Origin of the sequence: Streptomyces sp. NPDC053431, from assembly GCF_044544925.1 — a bacterium.
Lineage (GTDB): Bacteria > Actinomycetota > Actinomycetes > Streptomycetales > Streptomycetaceae > Streptomyces.
The window spans coordinates 859,235-876,618 of sequence record NZ_JBITXX010000001.1; the positions used below are offsets into that span (position 1 = coordinate 859,235).

Here is a 17,384-nt window from a genome sequence, read left to right on the forward strand (position 1 = left end):
GGCCCCGGGCTCGGTGCCCGGGGCCTTGCACGATGCTGCGACGGAGGGGTTCCCGACCGGGGATCCGCTCAGATCTCGCCGTCGGCGGTCAGCTCCGCCAGGCGCACCAGGGTGCGCACCGAGGAGCCGGTGCCGCCCTTGGGGGTGTAGCCGTACGGGGCGCCCTCGTGGAAGGCCGGACCCGCGATGTCCAGGTGGGCCCAGGTGATGCCCTCGCCCACGAACTCCTTCAGGAACAGACCGGCGACCAGGCCGCCGCCCATCCGCTCGCCCATGTTGGCCAGGTCGGCCGTCGGGGAGTCCATGCCCTTGCGCAGGTCCGCCGGGAGCGGCATGGGCCAGGCCTGCTCGCCGACCTCCTCGGCGATCTCGTGGAGCGCGGTCCGGTAGGCGTCGTCGTTGGCCATGATGCCGAAGGTGCGGTTGCCGAGCGCCAGCACCATGGCACCGGTCAGGGTGGCCACGTCGACGATCGCGTCCGGGTGCTCCTCGGAGGCCTTGGTCAGCGCGTCCGCGAGGACCAGCCGGCCCTCGGCGTCCGTGTTGAGGACCTCGACGGTCTTGCCGCTGTACATGCGCAGCACGTCGCCGGGGCGCAGCGCGTTGCCGGACGGCATGTTCTCGGCCAGGGCGAGCCAGCCGGTGACGTTGACGGCGAGGCCCAGGCGGGCGGCGGCCACGACGGTGGCGAACACGGCGGCGGCACCGCTCATGTCGCACTTCATCGTCTCGTTGTGGCCGGCCGGCTTCAGGGAGATGCCGCCCGAGTCGTAGGTGATGCCCTTGCCGACCAGGGCCAGGGTCTTCTCCGCCTTCGGGTGGGTGTAGGCGATGCGGACCAGGCGCGGCTGGTTGGCCGCGCCCATGCCCACGCCCATGATGCCGCCGAAGCCGCCCTTGGTGAGCGCCTTCTCGTCGAGGACCTGGACCTTGAGGCCGTGCTCCTTGCCGGCGGCCTGCACGGTCGCGGCGAAGGTGGCCGGGTACAGGTCGTTCGGCGGCATGTTGATCAGGTCGCGGGCGCGGTTGATCTCCTCCGCGACGGCGAGCGCGCGCTCCGCGGCGGCCTTGTGGGCCTTGTCGCGCGGCTTGGCGCCGAGCAGGGCGACCTCGGCCAGCGGCTTCTTCCCGCCCTGGCCGTTCTCCTGGTACGCGGTGTAGGCGTAGGCGCCGAGCAGCGCGCCCTCGGCGACGGCGCCGGCGGCCTCGGCGGAGGCGATGGGGAGGGCGAAGGCGGCCTTCTTCGAGCCGGTCAGGGCACGGGCGGCGGTGCCCGCGGCGCGGCGCAGCGACTCGGTGCCGTACGCCTCGCCGTCCTCGGGGGCGGAGCCCAGGCCGACGGCCACGACGACGGGGGCCTTGAGGCCGGCGGGGGAAGGCAGCTTGGTCGCCTCACCCTCGGCGCCGGAGGCGCCCAGCGTCTCCAGGACGGCGGCCAGCCCGCCGTCGAAGGCCTGGTCGACGGCCTCCGCGCCCGGGGCGACGACGAGCGTCTTGCCGGCCTTCGCGACGCCGACGACGAGGGCGTCGGCGCGCAGCGTCGCCGCTCCGGCGGTGCTGAGAGTGAGAGCAGTCACGGTGGTGATTTCTCGCTTCCATTGAGTTCTGTGGCGGTCGAGGGATGGGCCGACCGTGCCCGCCGCATCGTATTTCGGCCCGATGAGCGCCGGTAACGAGCCTACGCTCGCTCATCGCTCTCGCTCACGGCGGCGGCGATTCACTCGTCCGTGGAGTCTCTGCCGGGTTTACCGCGCGGGTCCGGCGGGGTCGTTTCACACTCGCCTCAACCGTGCGAGGACGGCTCATCCGTCCTCCGCCCCAGCTGCGACATTCACAGGTCCCGCCGGTCCGGCGGACCTGCCGAGGGGGACACCCACCGATGGATTCCGGCCGCTTCCGCACGCCCAGAACCGCCGCTCGCCCGTCCACGTCCGACACCGCGCCCGGACCCGCCCGGCGCCACCGGGCCGCCCGCGCGCCCCGCACCACCCGCGCGCCGCGGGCCGCCCGGCTCGCCGCCCTGGCCGCCGCCGGGCTGCTCGCCACCGTCGTCCCCTCCGCGCAGGCGGGCGCCGCCGAGCCGGCCCCGCGGGTCGACCTGACCGTGCTCGTCGTCGACGACGGCGGAAGCGCCGTCCAGGCGATCACCGCCGAGCTGACCGGCTCCGGCATCCCGTACCGCACCCTCGACCTGAACGACCCGGGCCGCCCGGTGCTCACCGCCGCCTTCCTCAGCGACCCCTCCGACAGCGCCACCGGCCGGCCCCGCGCCCGGTACCAGGGCGTCGTCCTGCCGCACGAGGCGGTCTTCGGCCCCGACTCCGCCGAGCAGAGCGCCCTCGTCGCGTACGAGAAGACCTTCGGCATCCCGCAGGTCGACGCCTACACCTGGGCGCACCCCGGGGTCGGCCTCGACTACACCTCCGACGGCGGCTGGTCGGGCGTCCTCGACGGGGCCCGCGCCTACGTCACGCCCGCCGGCCAGGCCGGGCCGTTCCGCGACCTCAAGGGCCCGGTGACCTTCGAGGACAACGCCCCGGACGTCTCCGAGAGCTACGGCTACGCGGGCCGCCCCCGGGCCGGCTACACCAGCTACCTCGACATGCCCGGCGCCGACGGCGGCCGGGTCAGCCTCATCGGCGAGTACGCCCACGACGGGCGCCGCGAACTCGTCGTCACCTTCGCCTACAACCCGTACCAGCGCCAGTTCCGGGCGCTCGCCCGCGGCATCGTCGAGTGGCTCACCCAGGGCGTCCACCTCGGCCGGAGCCGCAACTACCTCTCCGTGCACGTCGACGACGTCTTCGCCCCCGACGCCCGCTGGGACACGGTCCGCAACTGCACCCCCGGCGACCTCGACTGCCCCGGCGGGGACGGCGCGCCCGACAACCCGGTCCGGATGACCGCCGCCGACGCCGTCTACGCCGCCGCCTGGCAGAAGTCCTCCGGCTTCGTCCTCGACATGGTCTACAACGGCGGCCAGGGCGAGCAGTGGAAGACCGAGCACGGCGGCACCGACCCGCTCGCCACCCGGCTGATCGCCGACCGCGCCCAGTACCGGTGGGTCAACCACACCTACACCCACCCCTTCCTCGGCTGCGTCCAGGACACCACCACCGTCCCCTGGAGCTGCGCCAAGAACACCGCCGGGGCCACCCAGTGGGTGAGCCGGTCCGAGATCTCCGCCGAGATCCGCGACAACCTCGACTGGGCGATCGGCAAGGGCATCTCCGTCGACCGCAGCGAGCTCGTCACCGGCGAGCACTCCGGCCTGAAGACCCTCCCGCAGCAGCCCACCGACAACCCCAACCTCGCCGGCGCCCTCGCCGACAACGGCGTCAAGTGGACCGCGAGCGACAACTCCCGCGAACCGGCCCAGCGTTCCGTCGGCACCGGATACGGAGCCGCGCAGACCGTGCCCCGGCACCCCATGAACGTGTACTACAACGTGGGCACCGCCGCCGAGATGGCCGACGAGTACAACTGGATCTACACCTCACGCGCCGACGGCGGCAGCGGCATCTGCGAGAACAACCCGGTCTCCACCTGCCTGCCCGCCCCCCTCGACACCGCCACCGGCTACGCCGCGTACATCGCCCCGCGCGAGGCCCGCACCGCCCTCACCCACGTGATGGGCAACGACCCGCGGCCGCACTACGTCCACCAGTCCAACCTCGCCGAGGAACGCATCCTCTACCCCGTCCTCGACAAGGTCCTCGCCGACTACCGGGAGCTCTTCGCGGACAACACCCCACTGGTGAACCCCCGTCAGAAGGACGTCGGCACCGAACTGGACCGCCGCGCGGCCTGGGACCGGGCGCTGGCCGCCGGCCAGGTCACCGCGTACCGCGTCGGCACCACCGTCACCGTCAAGGCCCCGTCCGGCGTCGCCGTCCCGCTCACCGCCCCCGAGGGCACCCGCAGGCAACTCCTGCTCGGCACCGCGGCCTTCGGCACCCCGTACGCGGGCACCCGCTCGGCCTGGACCACACCCGAACTGCTGCAGAGCGGGATCACGCTCAAGCTCCCGACCACCTGACCAGCACGTTCCGTCCGGGGGGAACGCACATGCCGAGCAGTGGCCGCCATGTCACCATGCTCACCGAAGGCACCTATCCGCACGTCCACGGGGGCGTCAGCACCTGGTGCGACCAGCTGATCCGGGGCATGCCCGAGGTCGACTTCCACGTCCTCGCCCTCACCGGCAGCGGCCGGGAACCCGTCACCTGGGAACTGCCGCCGAACCTCACCGCGCACGTCTCCTACCCGCTCTGGGGCGCCGCCCCCGAGCGGGCCAGGACGGCCCCGCGCGGCCGGGCCCGGCGCCGCTTCCTCGACACCTACGAGCGCTTCCTGCTCGCGATCCTCGACCCCTCGGCCGGCTGCGACTTCGGCGAGAGCCTCTACGAACTCGCCGAACTCGCCCGCGCCGGACGGCTCACCGCCGCCCTGCGCAGCGAGCGGGTGCTCCGCTCGCTGATGTGGATCTGGACCATGCCGCACCTGCCGACGGCCGCGGCCCGGCCCACCGTCCACGACGCCCTCACCGCCACCGACCTGCTCGAACACGCGCTGCGCCCGCTCGCCGCCCGCATATCCGGCGACCGCGTCGCGCACGCCGTGTCCAGCGGACTCGCCACCCTGCCGGCGCTCGCCGCCCAGCACTTCGAAGGGGTGCCCTTCCTGCTCACCGAACACGGCATCTACCTGCGCGAGCGCTACCTCGGCTACCGCACCGAGGCGCAGCGCTTCCCGGTGAAGGCCCTGCTGCTGGGCTTCTACCGGGAGCTCAACTCCCTCGGCTACCGCAAGGCCGACCTCATCACCCCGTGCAACCAGTACAACCGCCGCTGGGAGGAGCGCGGCGGCGCCCCCGTCGACCGCATCCGCACCGTCTACAACGGCGTCGACCCCGCCGCCTTCCCCTGGGCCGGACCCGAGCCGGAGACACCCACCCTCAGCTGGGTCGGCCGGGTCGACCCCATCAAGGACCTGGAGACCCTCGTCCGGGCCTACGCGATCTGCCGGGCCGAGCTTCCCGAGCTGCGCCTGCGGCTCTTCGGCCCGGTCCCGGCGGGCAACGAGGACTACCGCACCCGCCTGGAGAAGCTCGCCGCCGAACTCGGCGTCCACGACGGCGTCACCTTCGAGGGCCGCACCTCCGACGTCGCCGGCGCCTACGCCTCCGGCAACGTCGTCATGCTCTCCTCCATCAGCGAGGGCTTCCCCTTCTCCCTGATCGAGTCCATGTCCTGCGGCCGGGCCACCGTCTCCACCGACGTCGGCGGCGTCCGCGAGGCCGTCGGCGACACCGGCCTCGTCGTCCCGCCCCGCGAACCGGCCGTCATGGCCGCCGCCGCCACCGAGCTCCTCCGCCACCACGAGCGCCGCGCCGACCTCGCCCGCCGCGCCCGCCAGCGGGTCGTCGACCGCTTCACCCTGCACCGCTCGGTCGACGGCTTCCGCCGCATCTACCTGGAACTCGCCGGCCGCCCGGTCGCCGAGCGCCCCGAACCGGACCACTGGACGGTCCGCCTGACCGACCCCTGGCGCATGGAACCGGCCGGAGGCGCCTGGACATGAGCGGCTCCCTCTGGCTGAGACCCGGCAGAACGGGCGACTCCCTCCCGGCGATCCCCCGCCGACGAACAACCCGCCGCACACCCCCGCCGCCGGGCACGCCACCCCTCCCGCCCGGTCTGCCCGCGCGCCCCGGCCCGCCCGGCCGCCCCGCGGCGCCGACTCGGGTGCCGACTCCGGCGGCGCCCGCCGGGCAGCCGTCCGCCCACGCGCCCGCCGGGCAGCGTCCCGCCCACGCCCCCGTCGGTCCGGCCGCCTCCGTCGGTCCGTCCGCCCCCGTCGGTCCGTCCGCCCCCGTCGGTCCGGCCGCCCCCGACGGCCCGGCTGCCTCCGTCGGTCCGTCCGCCCCCGCCGGTCCCGTCGCGTCCGTCGGTCCGGTCGTTCTCGCGCCCGACCCCCTCGACGAGCTCGCCGACCGGCTCGACGCGCTCGTCGCGGTCGCCGTGCATCCCGACGAGATAGCGGCGATCCTCGAGTCCGACGGCATGACGGACGATCACATCCGGCTCACCTACGGCCGCGTCGACTCCTTCGCCCTGGCCGAGGAGCTCTACGCCCGGACCGAGCGCCGGCACCCGGACCCCGAGGCACCGGTCGCCGGGCCCTGGCACACCGGGCTCGCCGGATGTCTGCTGCGGGGGCTGGTGTTCGCCCTGCCCGGGCTCGCCTACGTGCTCGGGGCGCCGCTGCTGGCGGGCGGGCCGGGCCGGTACGGGCTGCCGCCGGGGAGCGTGCCGCTGTTCGCCGGGGCGGTCACGGGCTGGGTGTGGAACCAGTCGCTCGCCCACCGCGCGTACACCTGGCTGGGGCTCGGCGACCGCCGGGCCGCCCTCCGCGCCCTGCTCACCGGTGCTCCGTCCGGCGCGCTCGCCGGGGCGGCCGTGGCGGTCGCCGCCGCGGGCCCGGGGGAGGGCGCGGCCGCGCTGTTCGGCGCGGGGCAGGCGCTGTACCTGGCCGCGGCCACCGTCCTGCTGGTCCTCGGCCGGGAACGGGCGCTGCTGGTCGGCCTGTCGCCGCTCGCCGGGGTGGTGCCCGCCCTGGGTTACGACCTGCCGGGGGGCCTGCGCGTCGCGCTGCTGCTCCTCTCGCTCACGGCCAGCACCCTCTTCGCGGCGCTCGTCCTGCGTCCCGGACCTGGCCGGCAGGGCCGGGGCCGCGGCGGGCCGCCGTTCGCGCACTCCTTCCCGTACGGCCTGTTCGGCCTCGGCAGCGGGCTCCTCGTGCTGTACGCGGGGGCCGACGCGGTCATCGCGCTGAGCCTCTCCATGGGCCCGGCCGAGTGGCTGCTGCACCGCTTCCGCGGCGCCGGCCTGACCCGGCTGCGGCTGCTGACGACGGCGTACGAGTTCCGGCGCGCCGTCACCGCCGTGCTCGCCCGGTGCCTCGGCGGCTATCTCGCCGTGCTGTCCGTCCTCACGGTGACCGCCGCGCTCCTGTGGCCCGGCGCCGCCGCCGTGTCCGCCGCACGGGTCGGATCGGTGCTGCTCGTCGGCGCCGTGCTGTGGCTGGGGCTGCTGCTCCAGGCCTTCGGCGCGGTGTCGAGCGCGGCCGCGGTGTGCCTGCTGGCCGCCGTCGCCCAGGCGCTCGCCCCGGCCGCGGGGCCGTTCGCGGCGGGCGCGGCGGCGGCGGTGCTGTGCGTGCTGACCTGTGTTCTGCTGGTACGACCGACCGCCCACCGCTGCTAGGGGCCGGACCGTGGACTCCTTCCTGAACGCCTCCCCGAGCCCCTCACCGAACCCGTCCCTCCTGGTGCCGTTCTACGAGCACCCCGCGGACCGCCCCGAGGACTGGGCCGCCGTCGTGGCGGCGGCCCCCGTCCTCTACGGCGTCGTCCTCAACCCGGCGAGCGGCGCGGGCCCGGCCGCGGACCCGGCGTTCGCCGAGGTCGCCGCGCGGCTGCGGGACGCCGGGGTGCGGGTCCTCGGCTACGCGGACACCGACTACGGGCGCCGCCCGCACGCCGAGGTCGTCGCCGACCTGGTCCGGCACCGCGACTGGTACGGGGCGGACGGCGCGTTCCTCGACCAGGTGCCGACCGAACCGTCCGCCCTGCCGCACTACCGCCGGCTCGCCGTGGCCGCGCGGGCCGCCGGCGCGCGCACCCTCGTCCTCAACCACGGCGCGCACCCGGCGCCCGGCTACGAGGCCCTCGCCGACCTCCTGGTCACCTTCGAGGGCCCCTGGGACTCCTACCGGGCCCTGGACCTGCCGGTCGCCGACCACTACTGCCACCTGGTCTACGCGGCCCCCGCCGACGCCCGCCCGGCCACTTCGGTGCACTGCGCGGTCCCCGGCACCGGGGCGCACCCCTGGGGCACCCTTCCGCACACCCTGGAGCCCGCCCGGTGAGACGACGCCTCCTGCCCCTGCTGGCCGGCCTGCTGCTGGCCGCGGCCTGTACGACGGCCCGGCCCCCGACCGCGCCGTCCGAGGCCAAGGCACCTCCCGCGGCCCGCTGGCAGCCCCGGCCGGGCCTGGCCTGGCAATGGCAGCTCAGTGGCCGCCTGGACCCCGCGGTGGACGTCCCGGTCTACGACATCGACGGCTTCGACCACACGGCGGCCACGGTGGCCGACCTGCACCGGCGGGGCCGCAAGGTCGTCTGCTACGTCTCCACCGGCGCCTGGGAGGACTTCCGCCCGGACGCCGCGAAGTTCCCCAAGTCCCTTCTCGGCAAGGGCAACGGCTGGCCCGGCGAACGCTGGCTCGACATCCGGCGCACCGATCTCCTCACCCCCCTGATGGCCGCCCGCCTCGACATGTGCCGGGCCAAGGGCTTCGACGCGGTCGAACCCGACAACATGGACGGCCACCAGAACACCACCGGCTTCCCCCTCACCCCCGCCGACCAGCTCCGCTACAACCGCCTGATCGCCCGCCTGGCCCACGACCGGGGCCTCGCGGTCGCCCTGAAGAACGACCTCGACCAGATCCCCCAGCTCCTCCCCGACTTCGACTTCGCGGTCAACGAGCAGTGCGCGCAGTACGAGGAGTGCGACCTCCTGACCCCCTTCGTGAAGGCGGGCAAGGCGGTCTTCCACGTCGAGTACGAGCTGGACCCCCGGGACTTCTGCCCGGCGTCCCGCGCGCTCGGCCTCAGCTCGATGCGCAAGAACTACGAACTGGGCGCCTGGCGGCGGGCCTGCTAGGACGTCCCCGGGCGATTGAGGTCACCCCAGCGTGAGTGCGATCAGGGCCGCCGTCGCCGCCGTCTCCTCGACCGCGCCGAAGACGTCGCCCGTCACCCCGCCGAAGCGGCGGACGCAGCGGCGGAGCAGGAGTTCGGCCGCGGCGAGGGCGGCGAGGGCCGCGAGGAGGTGGCGGAGGGCGTCGTACCAGGAGAAGAGGGCCCCGGACGCGGTGCACAGGAGGAGGACCGCGGTGGCCGTCAGGGCGGCGGCGCGCGGCGGGACGGTGGCCGCGACGACGGCGCCGAGGCCCTCGGGGCGGGCGGCCGGGACGCCGTGGCGGGAGGCGTGGGTGAGGGCGAGGCGGGCGACCGTGGCCGCGAGGGCGGCGGCGACCGCGCCCTGCGCCCAGCCCTCGCCGTAGAGGCGGTGGAGGGCGGCGATCTGCGCGAGGAGGACGAAGAGCAGGGCGATCACGCCGAAGGGGCCGATGTCGGACCGCTTCATGATGCGCAGCGCCTCCTCGGCCGGCTTCGCGCTGCCGAGGCCGTCGGCGGTGTCGGCGAGGCCGTCGAGGTGGAGGCCGCGGGTCAGCAGGGCGGGGACGGCGACCGTGAGGACGGCGGCGAGCAGCGGGCCCGAGCCGAGCAGCAGGAACACCCCGCCGACCGCCGCCGCGAACAGGCCGACGACGAGGCCCGCGAGCGGGGCGCAGAGCATCCCGGCGCGTGCCGCGTCGCGGTCCCAGCGGGTGATGCGGGCGGGGATCACGGTGAGGGTCCCGAAGGCGAAACGCAGGCCGTCCATCCGCGGAAGGGTAGTGCCCCGTCAGGAACGCTAGATTGGCGATAACGTCTGGTAACCGATCAAAACAGACCGATCGTCAGAGGGTGGCATGGGTCACTGGTTCTCGCGCAACATCGTCGAGCCCGGGAAGCTCCCGATGCTCCTCGCCCTGACCTCGTTCGTGCTGACCTTCGTGGTCACCCGCACCGTCACGCGCCTCATCCGGGCCGGCAAGGGCCCGTTCCGGAACGTCTCCTCCGGCGGGGTGCACATCCACCACGTGGTGCCGGGGGTGGTGCTGACCGTCCTCGGCGGGTTCGGCGCGGTCGGCAGCGGACGCCACGGCCTCGGGGCGGCCGTCTTCGCGATCGTCTTCGGGATCGGCGCCGGGCTGGTGCTCGACGAGTTCGCGCTGATCCTGCATCTCGACGACGTCTACTGGTCGGAGGACGGCCGCAAGAGCGTCGAGGTCGTCGTCCTGACCGCCGCCCTGGTGCTGCTGGCGCTCGGCGGCTTCTCGCCGCTCGGCGTCAACGACATGACGGCCGGGGAGCGGCAGGACCGGGCGACCTTCGTCCTCACCCTCGTGATCAACTTCGTCCTCGTGCTCGTCACTCTGGTGAAGGGGAAGTTCCGGATGGCCGTGCTGGGCACCCTGATCCCCTTCGTCGCGATCGTCGGCGCCGTCCGCCTGGCCCGCCCCGGCTCCTGGTGGTCCCGGCACCTCTACGCCCGCCGGCACCGTGCGCGGGCCCGCTCCCGGATCCGCACCTACCGGCACGACAAGCGCTGGGTCCGGGTCCGCCGACGGGCCCAGGACCTCATCGGCGGGTTCCAGGAGCGCGTCCCCGGGCGCGGCTCCCCGCCGCAGTGACGGCGTCCGCGCCGCGCCGGCCGCGGTCGTGCCGCGCCCGCCGCGCCCGCCACTCCTGTACGGCGACGACCACCAGGATCGCGGCGATGGCGGCCAGGTGCTCCTTGCCCGCCAGGTTGTTCTTGACCAGCACCTCCACGCCCATGGCCACGATCACCAGCGCCGCGGTCCAGCGGGCCCGGTAGCGCCAGCACACGTAGACGGCCAGGCCGACCACGGCCGCCGACGGGCCGGTGTCGACGACCTGGGCGTCGGTGCCCGGCAGCCCCAGCGGGTGGTCGGGGCCGAGCGCGATGCCGACCCGGGCGTACAGCGTGCCCGCGAGCGTCGCCACGTACGCGAGGGCCAGTGTCCGCCACCGCCCCAGGCAGATCTCGGCGATCCCGAAGACCAGCAGGATCTGCGCGAGGGCGCCCCACACCGGCAGGTCGAGCGCGGGGACGAAGAGGGACAGCGGGGTACGGAGCAGGGCGAGCACCAGCGGGTCCTGGGCCCGTACGGAGCCGATGTCCTGCACCGGCTGATAGCCCCAGTCCTGGTTCTGCACGATCTGGAACACCGCGGTGAGGCAGACCGCGGCCAGCGTCATCGGGATCGCCCGCCACCGGCGGGTGACCAGCGCCGTCCGCACCGTCCCGAACAGCGGACCCCACTCGCGCCGCGCGAAGCCCTTCGGGGAAGGGCTCAACGCCTGCCCTCCAGGTGTCTGCGGTGCATCCACTTCGGCAGCCCCGGGGCTTCCAGGAAGCCCTCGGCGCGGCCCGCGGCGAGGCCGATGCGCAGCAGGTCGGCGCTCTTCTCGAAGAGCATGAATCGTGGCTCCCAGATCGGTCGGTACTTGGCGTTGGCGCGGTACAGCGACTCGATCTGCCACCAGCGGGAGAAGAAACTGAGCAGTGAACGCCACATGCGCAGCACGGGTCCCGCCCCGAGCTTCGAGCCGCGTTCGAAGACGGAGCGGAACATCGCGAAGTTCAGTGAGACCTGCGTGATCCCGATCTCGCTCGCGCGCTGCAGCAGCTCGATGACCATGAACTCCATCAGTCCGTTCTCGGAGTCCCGGTCCCGGCGCATCAGGTCGAGCGAGAGGCCCTTCGGACCCCACGGCACGAAGGACAGCAGCGCCCGCAGCTCACCCTGGTCGTCGGTGCACTCCAGCATCACGCAGCGCCCGTCCCTGGGGTCGCCGAGCCGGCCGAGCGCCATCGAGAAGCCGCGTTCGGTGGCACCGTCGCGCCAGTCGTCCGCCTTGCGGAGCAGCTCGTCCATCTCGTCGGCGGGGATGTCCTCGTGGCGCCGGATGCGGACCTCGTAACCGGCCCGCCTGACCCGGTTGAAGGCCTGCCGGACGGTGCGCATGGCCCGCCCGTCGAGGGTGAACTCGTCGGTCTCCACGATCGCCTCGTCGCCGAGCTCCAGGGCGTCGAGCCCGTGCCTGGCGTAGATCTGGCCCGCCTCCTCGCTCGCGCCCATCACCGCCGGGATCCAGCCGTGCTCCCGTGCCTCGACCAGCCACGGCTCGATCGCCCCGGGCCATGCCTCCGGGTCGCCGATCGGGTCGCCCGAGGCCAGCGAGACGCCGCCGACCACCCGGTAGGCGATCGCCGCCTTCTCGCTGGGGGACCAGATGACGCTCTTCTCGCGGCGCAGCGCGAAGTAGCCGAGCGAGTCCCGGTCGCCCTGCTTGTCCAGGAGCGCCCGCAGCTTGTCCTCGTCCTCCTCGGTGAACGCGTCGACGGCCCGCCGCGAGCGGAAGGCGGCGAAGAGCACCGCGAACAGCAGCAGCGTCGACATGACGTTGATGACGACGTCGACCCAGCCGGGGGTGCTGATGGCGGGGAACCGCGCGTCGTCGGTGGCGAGCGTGATCAGCCGCATCACGCCGTACCGCCAGCGTTCCAGGAAGGTCGAGTGCGCGGTCGCCGTGTTGGTGACGGTGACCAGCGCGGCGGCGAGCAGCGAGGTGACGAGCAGCCCGCCGATCGCGACCACGGTCGCGGCCTGCGGGTTGGACCGGTCGCCCTTCGCGTAGAACTCCTTGCGGCCGGACAGCAGCGCCACGAAGAAGGCGATCGTCAGGACCAGCGAGATCCAGTTCTGGGCGTGCTGCCGGACCTCCGGGAAGAGCATGCCCACCAGGAAGAGCAGCAGGAAGAGCCCGCTGAGCACGAAGTTCAGGATCCACGCGGCCCGCTTGCGCCGCCGCATGGTGATCGCCAGGAAGAGGGTGAAGACACCGGACGCGAAGCCGGCGGTGAGCATGTACGGGGTGAAGTAGTTGTCCTCGTTGTGCCGGCGCAGGTCGTTGCCGAACGAGACCCAGACGGCGCTCAGGAAATTGATGAACGTGACGACCCGCAGATACCAGACGGCGAACGCGGCGCCGCGCCGCGAACGCACCGTGCCCCGGGACGCTGCTTCGGTGGACAAGCGGACCTCTCCCATGAAAAGCGATCATATGGGGCACCGTTCCGCATGGCCGTGCGGGATGCGCCCGCGCCCGCGTGGCGGGTCGGGCACATCCCGGCGAACGCCGGCTCAGTCCTCGGCGTCGGCCGCCACCGTGTCCGGAGCCTTCGGCTCCGGCAGCTCCGGCAGTTCCGCCGCCAGGGCGGCGGCGGCGCGGACGAGCGGCAGCGCGAGCAGCGCCCCGGTTCCCTCGCCCACACTGACGCCGTGGTCCAGCAGAGGGTTGAGCGCCATCCGGTCCAGTGCCTTCGCCTGCGCCGGCTCCCCGCTCACCTGACCCGCCAGCCACCAGTCCGGCGCCCGGAACGCCGCCCGCTGCGCCACCAGCGCACAGGCCGCGCCCACCACACCGTCCAGGATCACCGGCATCCGCCGCACCGAGGACTGCAGCAGGAAGCCGGTCATCGCCGCGAGGTCCGCGCCGCCGACCGCCGCCAGCAGCTCCAGCTGGTCGCCCAGCACCGGCCGGGCCCGGCGCAGCGCGTCCCGGATCGCCGCGCACTTGCGCATCCACGCCAGGTCGTCGATCCCGGCCCCGCCCCGGCCGGTCACCACCGAGGCGTCCGTCCCGCACAGCGCGGCGATCAGCGTGGACGCGGGGGTGGTGCCGCCCACGCTCACGTCCCCGAGCACCACGAGATCGGTCCCCGAGTCGGCCTCCTCGTCGGCGACCGCGATGCCCAGCTCCAGGGCCGCCCGGGCCTCGTCCGCGGTCAGCGCGTCCTCGACGTCGATCCGCCCCGTGCCGCGCCGCACCCGACGCCGCGTCACCTCGGCGGGCAGCAGCTCCGGATCGCAGTCCAGACCCGCGTCCACCACCCGCACCGGCACCTGCTGGGCCCGGGCGAGCACCGCGACCGGGCTCGCGCCGTCGAGGACGCCGCGCACCAGCTCGTACGTGCCGCCCGCGGGCCGTCCGGACACCCCGAGCGAGGCCACCCCGTGGTCGCCCGCGAACAGCACCACCTTCGGCTGCTCGACCGGCCGCACCGGGACCTGTCCCTGGGCCGCCGACAGCCACTCGCCCAGCTCGTCGAGCCGTCCGAGCGCGCCGGGGCGCACGGCGAGCCGCTCCCTGCGCTCCTCGGCGTCACGCCGTATCCCCCCGTCGGGGCGCTCGATCAGATCGGAGAAGTCGTCGAGGTTCAAGGTTCGTTCCGCCTAGGACGTCATCGGTCGTGGGGCATGTGTTCGCACCCTACCCGCGCAGCACCAGCGCCTGACCCGCCACCACGAGCAGCACCTGCTCGCACTCGTCGCCGAAGGCCGCGTTCAGCCGGCCGAGCTCGTCCCGGTAGCGCCGTCCCGAGGCCGTGGCGGGCACGACGCCCGAGCCCACCTCGTTGGTCACCGCCACGACCGTACGGCTCGTCTCCCGCACCGCGGCGACCAGTTCGGCGACCCGCTCCGCCAGCGCCTCCCGGCCCCCGCCCGACCAGGTCGCGTCGTCCCACGCGCCGACCCGGTCCATGGCGTCCGTCAGCCACAGCGACAGACAGTCGATCAGCAGCGCGGGCCCGTCCTGCCGCAGCAGCGGCACGAGGTCACAGGTCTCCTCGGTCCGCCACGACCCCGGCCGCCGGTCCCGGTGCAGGCTCACCCGCCGCGCCCACTCCGGGTCGCCCTCGCGCGTTCCGCCCGTCGCCACGTACACGATCTCGGGGAAGGTCTCCAGCCGCCGCTCGGCCTCCACCGACTTCCCCGACCGGGCCCCACCCGTCACCAGCGTCCGCCGCGGCACCTCCGGCACCGCGTGGTACTCGCCCACGTACAGCGTCGTCCCGTCCCGCACCGCCCGCGCCCCCGCCGCCGCGAGCCGCCGGTCCAGCTCGGCCCCCGCCGGAGCGTCGTGGTCCAGATGCACCGCGATCACATCGGTGCTCGCCCCCACCGCCCCCGTGGCCCGCAGCCGGGCCAGCCCGTCCGGCCGCCCCGTCACATCGGCCACGACCATGTCGTACGGCTCCGCCGCCCGGTGGTTCTCCGTCAGGCCGGCGGGCGCACCGCCCGGCGGCAGGTACAGCAGCCGCTCACCGTCCGCCGAGGTCACCTCGTAGCCGGTCCCCGGCGAGTCCATCGCCACCGCCCGCACCCGGTGCCCGCTGATCAGCGTCAACTCCCGTCCGTCCGGCACCCGTCCGGCCGTGGGCAGCCCCGCCGGCACCTCCACGGCCGGCCCGTCGTGCGGGTGCGTGAGCAGCACCTGCCGTACGCCGACCAGCGAGTGCCCGGAACGGGCGGCGGCCAGCGCGGCCCCCGGGGTCAGATCGAGCAGCAGGGCCCCGTCCACGAGCAGCGAGGTCGCGGCCCGCGCCCGCTCCCCACGGGACAGCGAGCACACGGCGCAGGGGCAGCCGGGGCGGGGGAGTCCGAGAGGTGCGCCGGTGCCGAGCAGAGTCAGTTCCACCCCTAGATCCTCCCGCGTCACCGCAAGGGGTGCGCGCCCGGCTACGCTGCGGGCAGGAAACCGATCATCCGGAGGCTGACATGGCATGGACGTGGCGGTTCGAGAAGTCCGACGGCACCGAGGTCACGCCGTCGGTGACCCCGGAGGAGTTCAGCACCCAGGGCGACGCGGAGTCCTGGATCGGCGAGCACTGGCGCGACCTCCTCGACGGCGGCGCGGACCAGGTGACCCTGTCGGAGGACGGCACCAAGATCTACGGCCCGATGCCGCTGGACGCGGAGGGCTAGACCTCCGCCGGAGGCGGTGCGTGCGGGCCCGCGCGAACGGGCCCGCACCCGGCGGCCTCCGCTCAGGCCGTCGCCAGGAACTGGGTCGCCGCCAGTTCCCCGTACAGCGCGTCGCCCTCCACCAGCTCCGCGTGCGTCCCCACCGCCCGCACCCGGCCCGCCTCCATCACGACGATCCGGTCCGCGAGCGTCACCGTCGACAGCCGGTGCGCCACCACGAGGACCGTCGTCTCCCGGGCCACCTCCGCCACCACGTCCCGCAGCGCCAGCTCGTTCACGGCGTCCAGCTGCGAGGTCGCCTCGTCGAGCAGCAGCAGCCGCGGCCTGCGGAGCAGCGCCCGCGCGATGGCGACCCGCTGCCGCTCGCCGCCCGACAGCTTGGAGCCGCGGTGGCCGACCACGGTCTCCAGGCCCTCCGGAAGCCGCTCCACGAGCGCGTCCAGCCGGGCCCGGACGAGCACCCGCCGGATCTCCTCCTCGCTCGCGTCCGGCGCGGCGAAGGTCAGGTTCTCGCGCAGGGTGCCGGACAGGACGGGCGCGTCCTGCTCCACGTACCCGATGGAGGCCCGCAGCTCGGCCAGTGACCAGTCCCGGACGTCGCGGCCGTCGACCAGGACCCGGCCGCCGGTCGTCTCGTAGAAGCGCTCGATCAGCCCGAAGAGGGTCGTCTTGCCGGCCCCCGACGGCCCCACGAAGGCCGTCATGCCCCGCCCGGGCACCTCGAAGGACACGCCCCGGTGCACGGCCGGGAGGTCGTCCCGGTAGCGGAAGGAGACGTCGTCGAAGACGACGGACGCCGGCCCGGCCCCTTCGGCCGAGGCCGTTCCCGCCCCGCCGTCCGGTTCCTCGACCTCCAGCGCCTCCGCCTCCAGGACCCGCGCGACCGCTGCCGAGCCCACCTGGAACTGGGTCGCCGCCTCCACCAGCTTGGAGATCGGCTCGATCAGGTAGAAGAGGAAGAGGAGGAAGGCGATCAGGGACGAGATCGTCGTCGCCCCGGACGCCACCCGCGCGCCGCCGATGCCGAGCACGGCCAGGAACGACACCTGCACGGCGAGCCCGATCGAGGAGCCCGCGAGCGACTGCCACATGGCCGACTTCACGCCGTGCCGCCAGGCCTCCCGCGCCGCCGCGTCGACGACGCCCGTCTCCCGCGCCTCCGCGCCCGATGCCTTGATCGTCCGGAACGCCCCGAAGGCCCGTTCCAGGACGGTGGAGATCTCGGCGACCGCCTCCTGGGAGCGTCGGGTCGCCGCCGCGATCCGCGGCATGAGGACGGCGACGGCCCCGCCGATCACCAGGATCACGCCGACCGTGACCCCGAGCAGCACGGGGTCCATGAAGCCCATGAGGACGAGCGTCGCCACGAACGAGAGCCCACCGGTCGCCGCCGACACCACGGACTGGGTGGTGACCGCCCGGAGCAGCGTCGTGTCGGAGGTGATCCGCGACATCAGGTCGCCGGGCTGGGTCTTCTCCACCTCCGGCAGCCGCAGCCTCAGCAGCCGCCCGATCAGCGAACGCCGGGCCGCGAGCACCACCGACTCGGCGGTCCGCTCCAGCACGTACGAGCCGAGCGCGTCGACGGCCGTGCCGAGGACGACGAGCGCCGTCAGAACCAGCAGGACCCCGGTGATCGGCTCGTTGTGGCCGAGCCGGTCCACCAGCGCCTTCGCGGCGAGCGGCTGCGCGAGCCCGCTCGCCGCGCCGGTCAGGGCGAGCACCGCCCCGAGCGCGACGGCGGCCCGGTGCGGCCGGAAGTGGGCGTAGAGGGCGCGCCGGACCTGACCGGCGGCTACGGCGGTGGTGGCGGTGGAGCCGGCCGGGCCGGCTGCTTCGAGGGTGGTCACACC

At 74.3% G+C, this 17,384-nt stretch carries 14 protein-coding genes; 7 read left to right on the top strand and 7 right to left on the bottom strand.

Features of this window, described 5'->3' with window-relative positions:
- Nucleotides 1-68 precede the first annotated feature (68 nt).
- Nucleotides 69-1,577, bottom strand: a complete 1,509-nt coding sequence (locus tag ACIGXE_RS03790; RefSeq protein WP_399742494.1) for a leucyl aminopeptidase — start codon at nucleotides 1,575-1,577, stop codon at nucleotides 69-71.
- Nucleotides 1,578-1,879: 302 nt separating this feature from the next.
- On the opposite strand from ACIGXE_RS03790, the gene ACIGXE_RS03795 reads away from it, so the two are divergent.
- The 5 genes from ACIGXE_RS03795 (at nucleotide 1,880) to ACIGXE_RS03815 (ending at nucleotide 8,729) form a co-directional block, all read left to right on the top strand.
- A complete protein-coding gene (locus ACIGXE_RS03795; protein WP_399742497.1) occupies nucleotides 1,880-4,039 on the top strand; it encodes a hypothetical protein in 2,160 nt (719 codons plus the stop codon).
- Nucleotides 4,040-4,068: 29 nt separating this feature from the next.
- The gene (gene pelF, locus ACIGXE_RS03800) at nucleotides 4,069-5,583 is read left to right on the top strand and encodes a GT4 family glycosyltransferase PelF (protein ID WP_399742500.1); all 1,515 of its coding nucleotides are present in this window, start codon (nucleotides 4,069-4,071) and stop codon (nucleotides 5,581-5,583) included.
- Between the two features lie 164 nt (nucleotides 5,584-5,747).
- A complete protein-coding gene (locus tag ACIGXE_RS03805) occupies nucleotides 5,748-7,265 on the top strand; it encodes a hypothetical protein (protein WP_399742503.1) in 1,518 nt (505 codons plus the stop codon).
- A gap of 10 nt (nucleotides 7,266-7,275) precedes the next feature.
- The gene (locus ACIGXE_RS03810; protein ID WP_399742506.1) at nucleotides 7,276-7,929 is read left to right on the top strand and encodes a spherulation-specific family 4 protein; all 654 of its coding nucleotides are present in this window, start codon (nucleotides 7,276-7,278) and stop codon (nucleotides 7,927-7,929) included.
- Nucleotides 7,926-8,729, top strand: a complete 804-nt coding sequence (locus ACIGXE_RS03815; RefSeq protein ID WP_399742509.1) for an endo alpha-1,4 polygalactosaminidase — start codon at nucleotides 7,926-7,928, stop codon at nucleotides 8,727-8,729. The genes ACIGXE_RS03810 and ACIGXE_RS03815 overlap by 4 nt, the downstream gene beginning before the upstream one ends.
- Nucleotides 8,730-8,750: 21 nt before the next feature.
- Here ACIGXE_RS03815 and cobS read toward each other — a convergent pair whose 3' ends face one another.
- Complete coding sequence (gene cobS / locus ACIGXE_RS03820) at nucleotides 8,751-9,515, bottom strand: adenosylcobinamide-GDP ribazoletransferase (protein ID WP_399742512.1); 765 nt, start codon at nucleotides 9,513-9,515, stop codon at nucleotides 8,751-8,753.
- Between the two features lie 88 nt (nucleotides 9,516-9,603).
- On the opposite strand from cobS, the gene ACIGXE_RS03825 reads away from it, so the two are divergent.
- Complete coding sequence (locus tag ACIGXE_RS03825; protein WP_399742516.1) at nucleotides 9,604-10,368, top strand: hypothetical protein; 765 nt, start codon at nucleotides 9,604-9,606, stop codon at nucleotides 10,366-10,368.
- Here ACIGXE_RS03825 and ACIGXE_RS03830 read toward each other — a convergent pair.
- The 4 genes from ACIGXE_RS03830 to ACIGXE_RS03845 form a co-directional block, all read right to left on the bottom strand.
- A complete protein-coding gene (locus tag ACIGXE_RS03830) occupies nucleotides 10,316-11,056 on the bottom strand; it encodes a hypothetical protein (RefSeq protein ID WP_399742518.1) in 741 nt (246 codons plus the stop codon). The two genes, ACIGXE_RS03825 and ACIGXE_RS03830, sit on opposite strands and share 53 nt — an antisense overlap.
- Nucleotides 11,053-12,813, bottom strand: a complete 1,761-nt coding sequence (locus tag ACIGXE_RS03835; protein ID WP_399742521.1) for a phosphatidylglycerol lysyltransferase domain-containing protein — start codon at nucleotides 12,811-12,813, stop codon at nucleotides 11,053-11,055. Before ACIGXE_RS03835 ends, ACIGXE_RS03830 begins: the two co-directional genes overlap by 4 nt.
- Nucleotides 12,814-12,906: 93 nt before the next feature.
- Nucleotides 12,907-13,986, bottom strand: a complete 1,080-nt coding sequence (cobT, locus tag ACIGXE_RS03840) for a nicotinate-nucleotide--dimethylbenzimidazole phosphoribosyltransferase (protein ID WP_399742524.1) — start codon at nucleotides 13,984-13,986, stop codon at nucleotides 12,907-12,909.
- Nucleotides 13,987-14,035: 49 nt separating this feature from the next.
- Nucleotides 14,036-15,244 carry a bifunctional adenosylcobinamide kinase/adenosylcobinamide-phosphate guanylyltransferase gene (locus ACIGXE_RS03845; protein WP_399742527.1) on the bottom strand — a complete coding sequence of 403 codons (1,209 nt, stop codon included), beginning with the start codon at nucleotides 15,242-15,244 and terminating at the stop codon, nucleotides 14,036-14,038.
- Between the two features lie 80 nt (nucleotides 15,245-15,324).
- Here ACIGXE_RS03845 and ACIGXE_RS03850 point away from each other — a divergent pair, with 80 nt between their 5' ends.
- Nucleotides 15,325-15,531 carry a hypothetical protein gene (locus ACIGXE_RS03850; RefSeq protein WP_399742529.1) on the top strand — a complete coding sequence of 69 codons (207 nt, stop codon included), beginning with the start codon at nucleotides 15,325-15,327 and terminating at the stop codon, nucleotides 15,529-15,531.
- A 62-nt stretch (nucleotides 15,532-15,593) separates the two neighbouring features.
- Here the strand turns inward: ACIGXE_RS03850 and ACIGXE_RS03855 are convergent, their stop codons facing one another.
- Nucleotides 15,594-17,381, bottom strand: coding sequence for an ABC transporter ATP-binding protein (locus ACIGXE_RS03855; RefSeq protein ID WP_399742532.1), 1,788 nt, complete (start codon nucleotides 17,379-17,381; stop codon nucleotides 15,594-15,596).
- Nucleotides 17,382-17,384 lie beyond the last annotated feature (3 nt).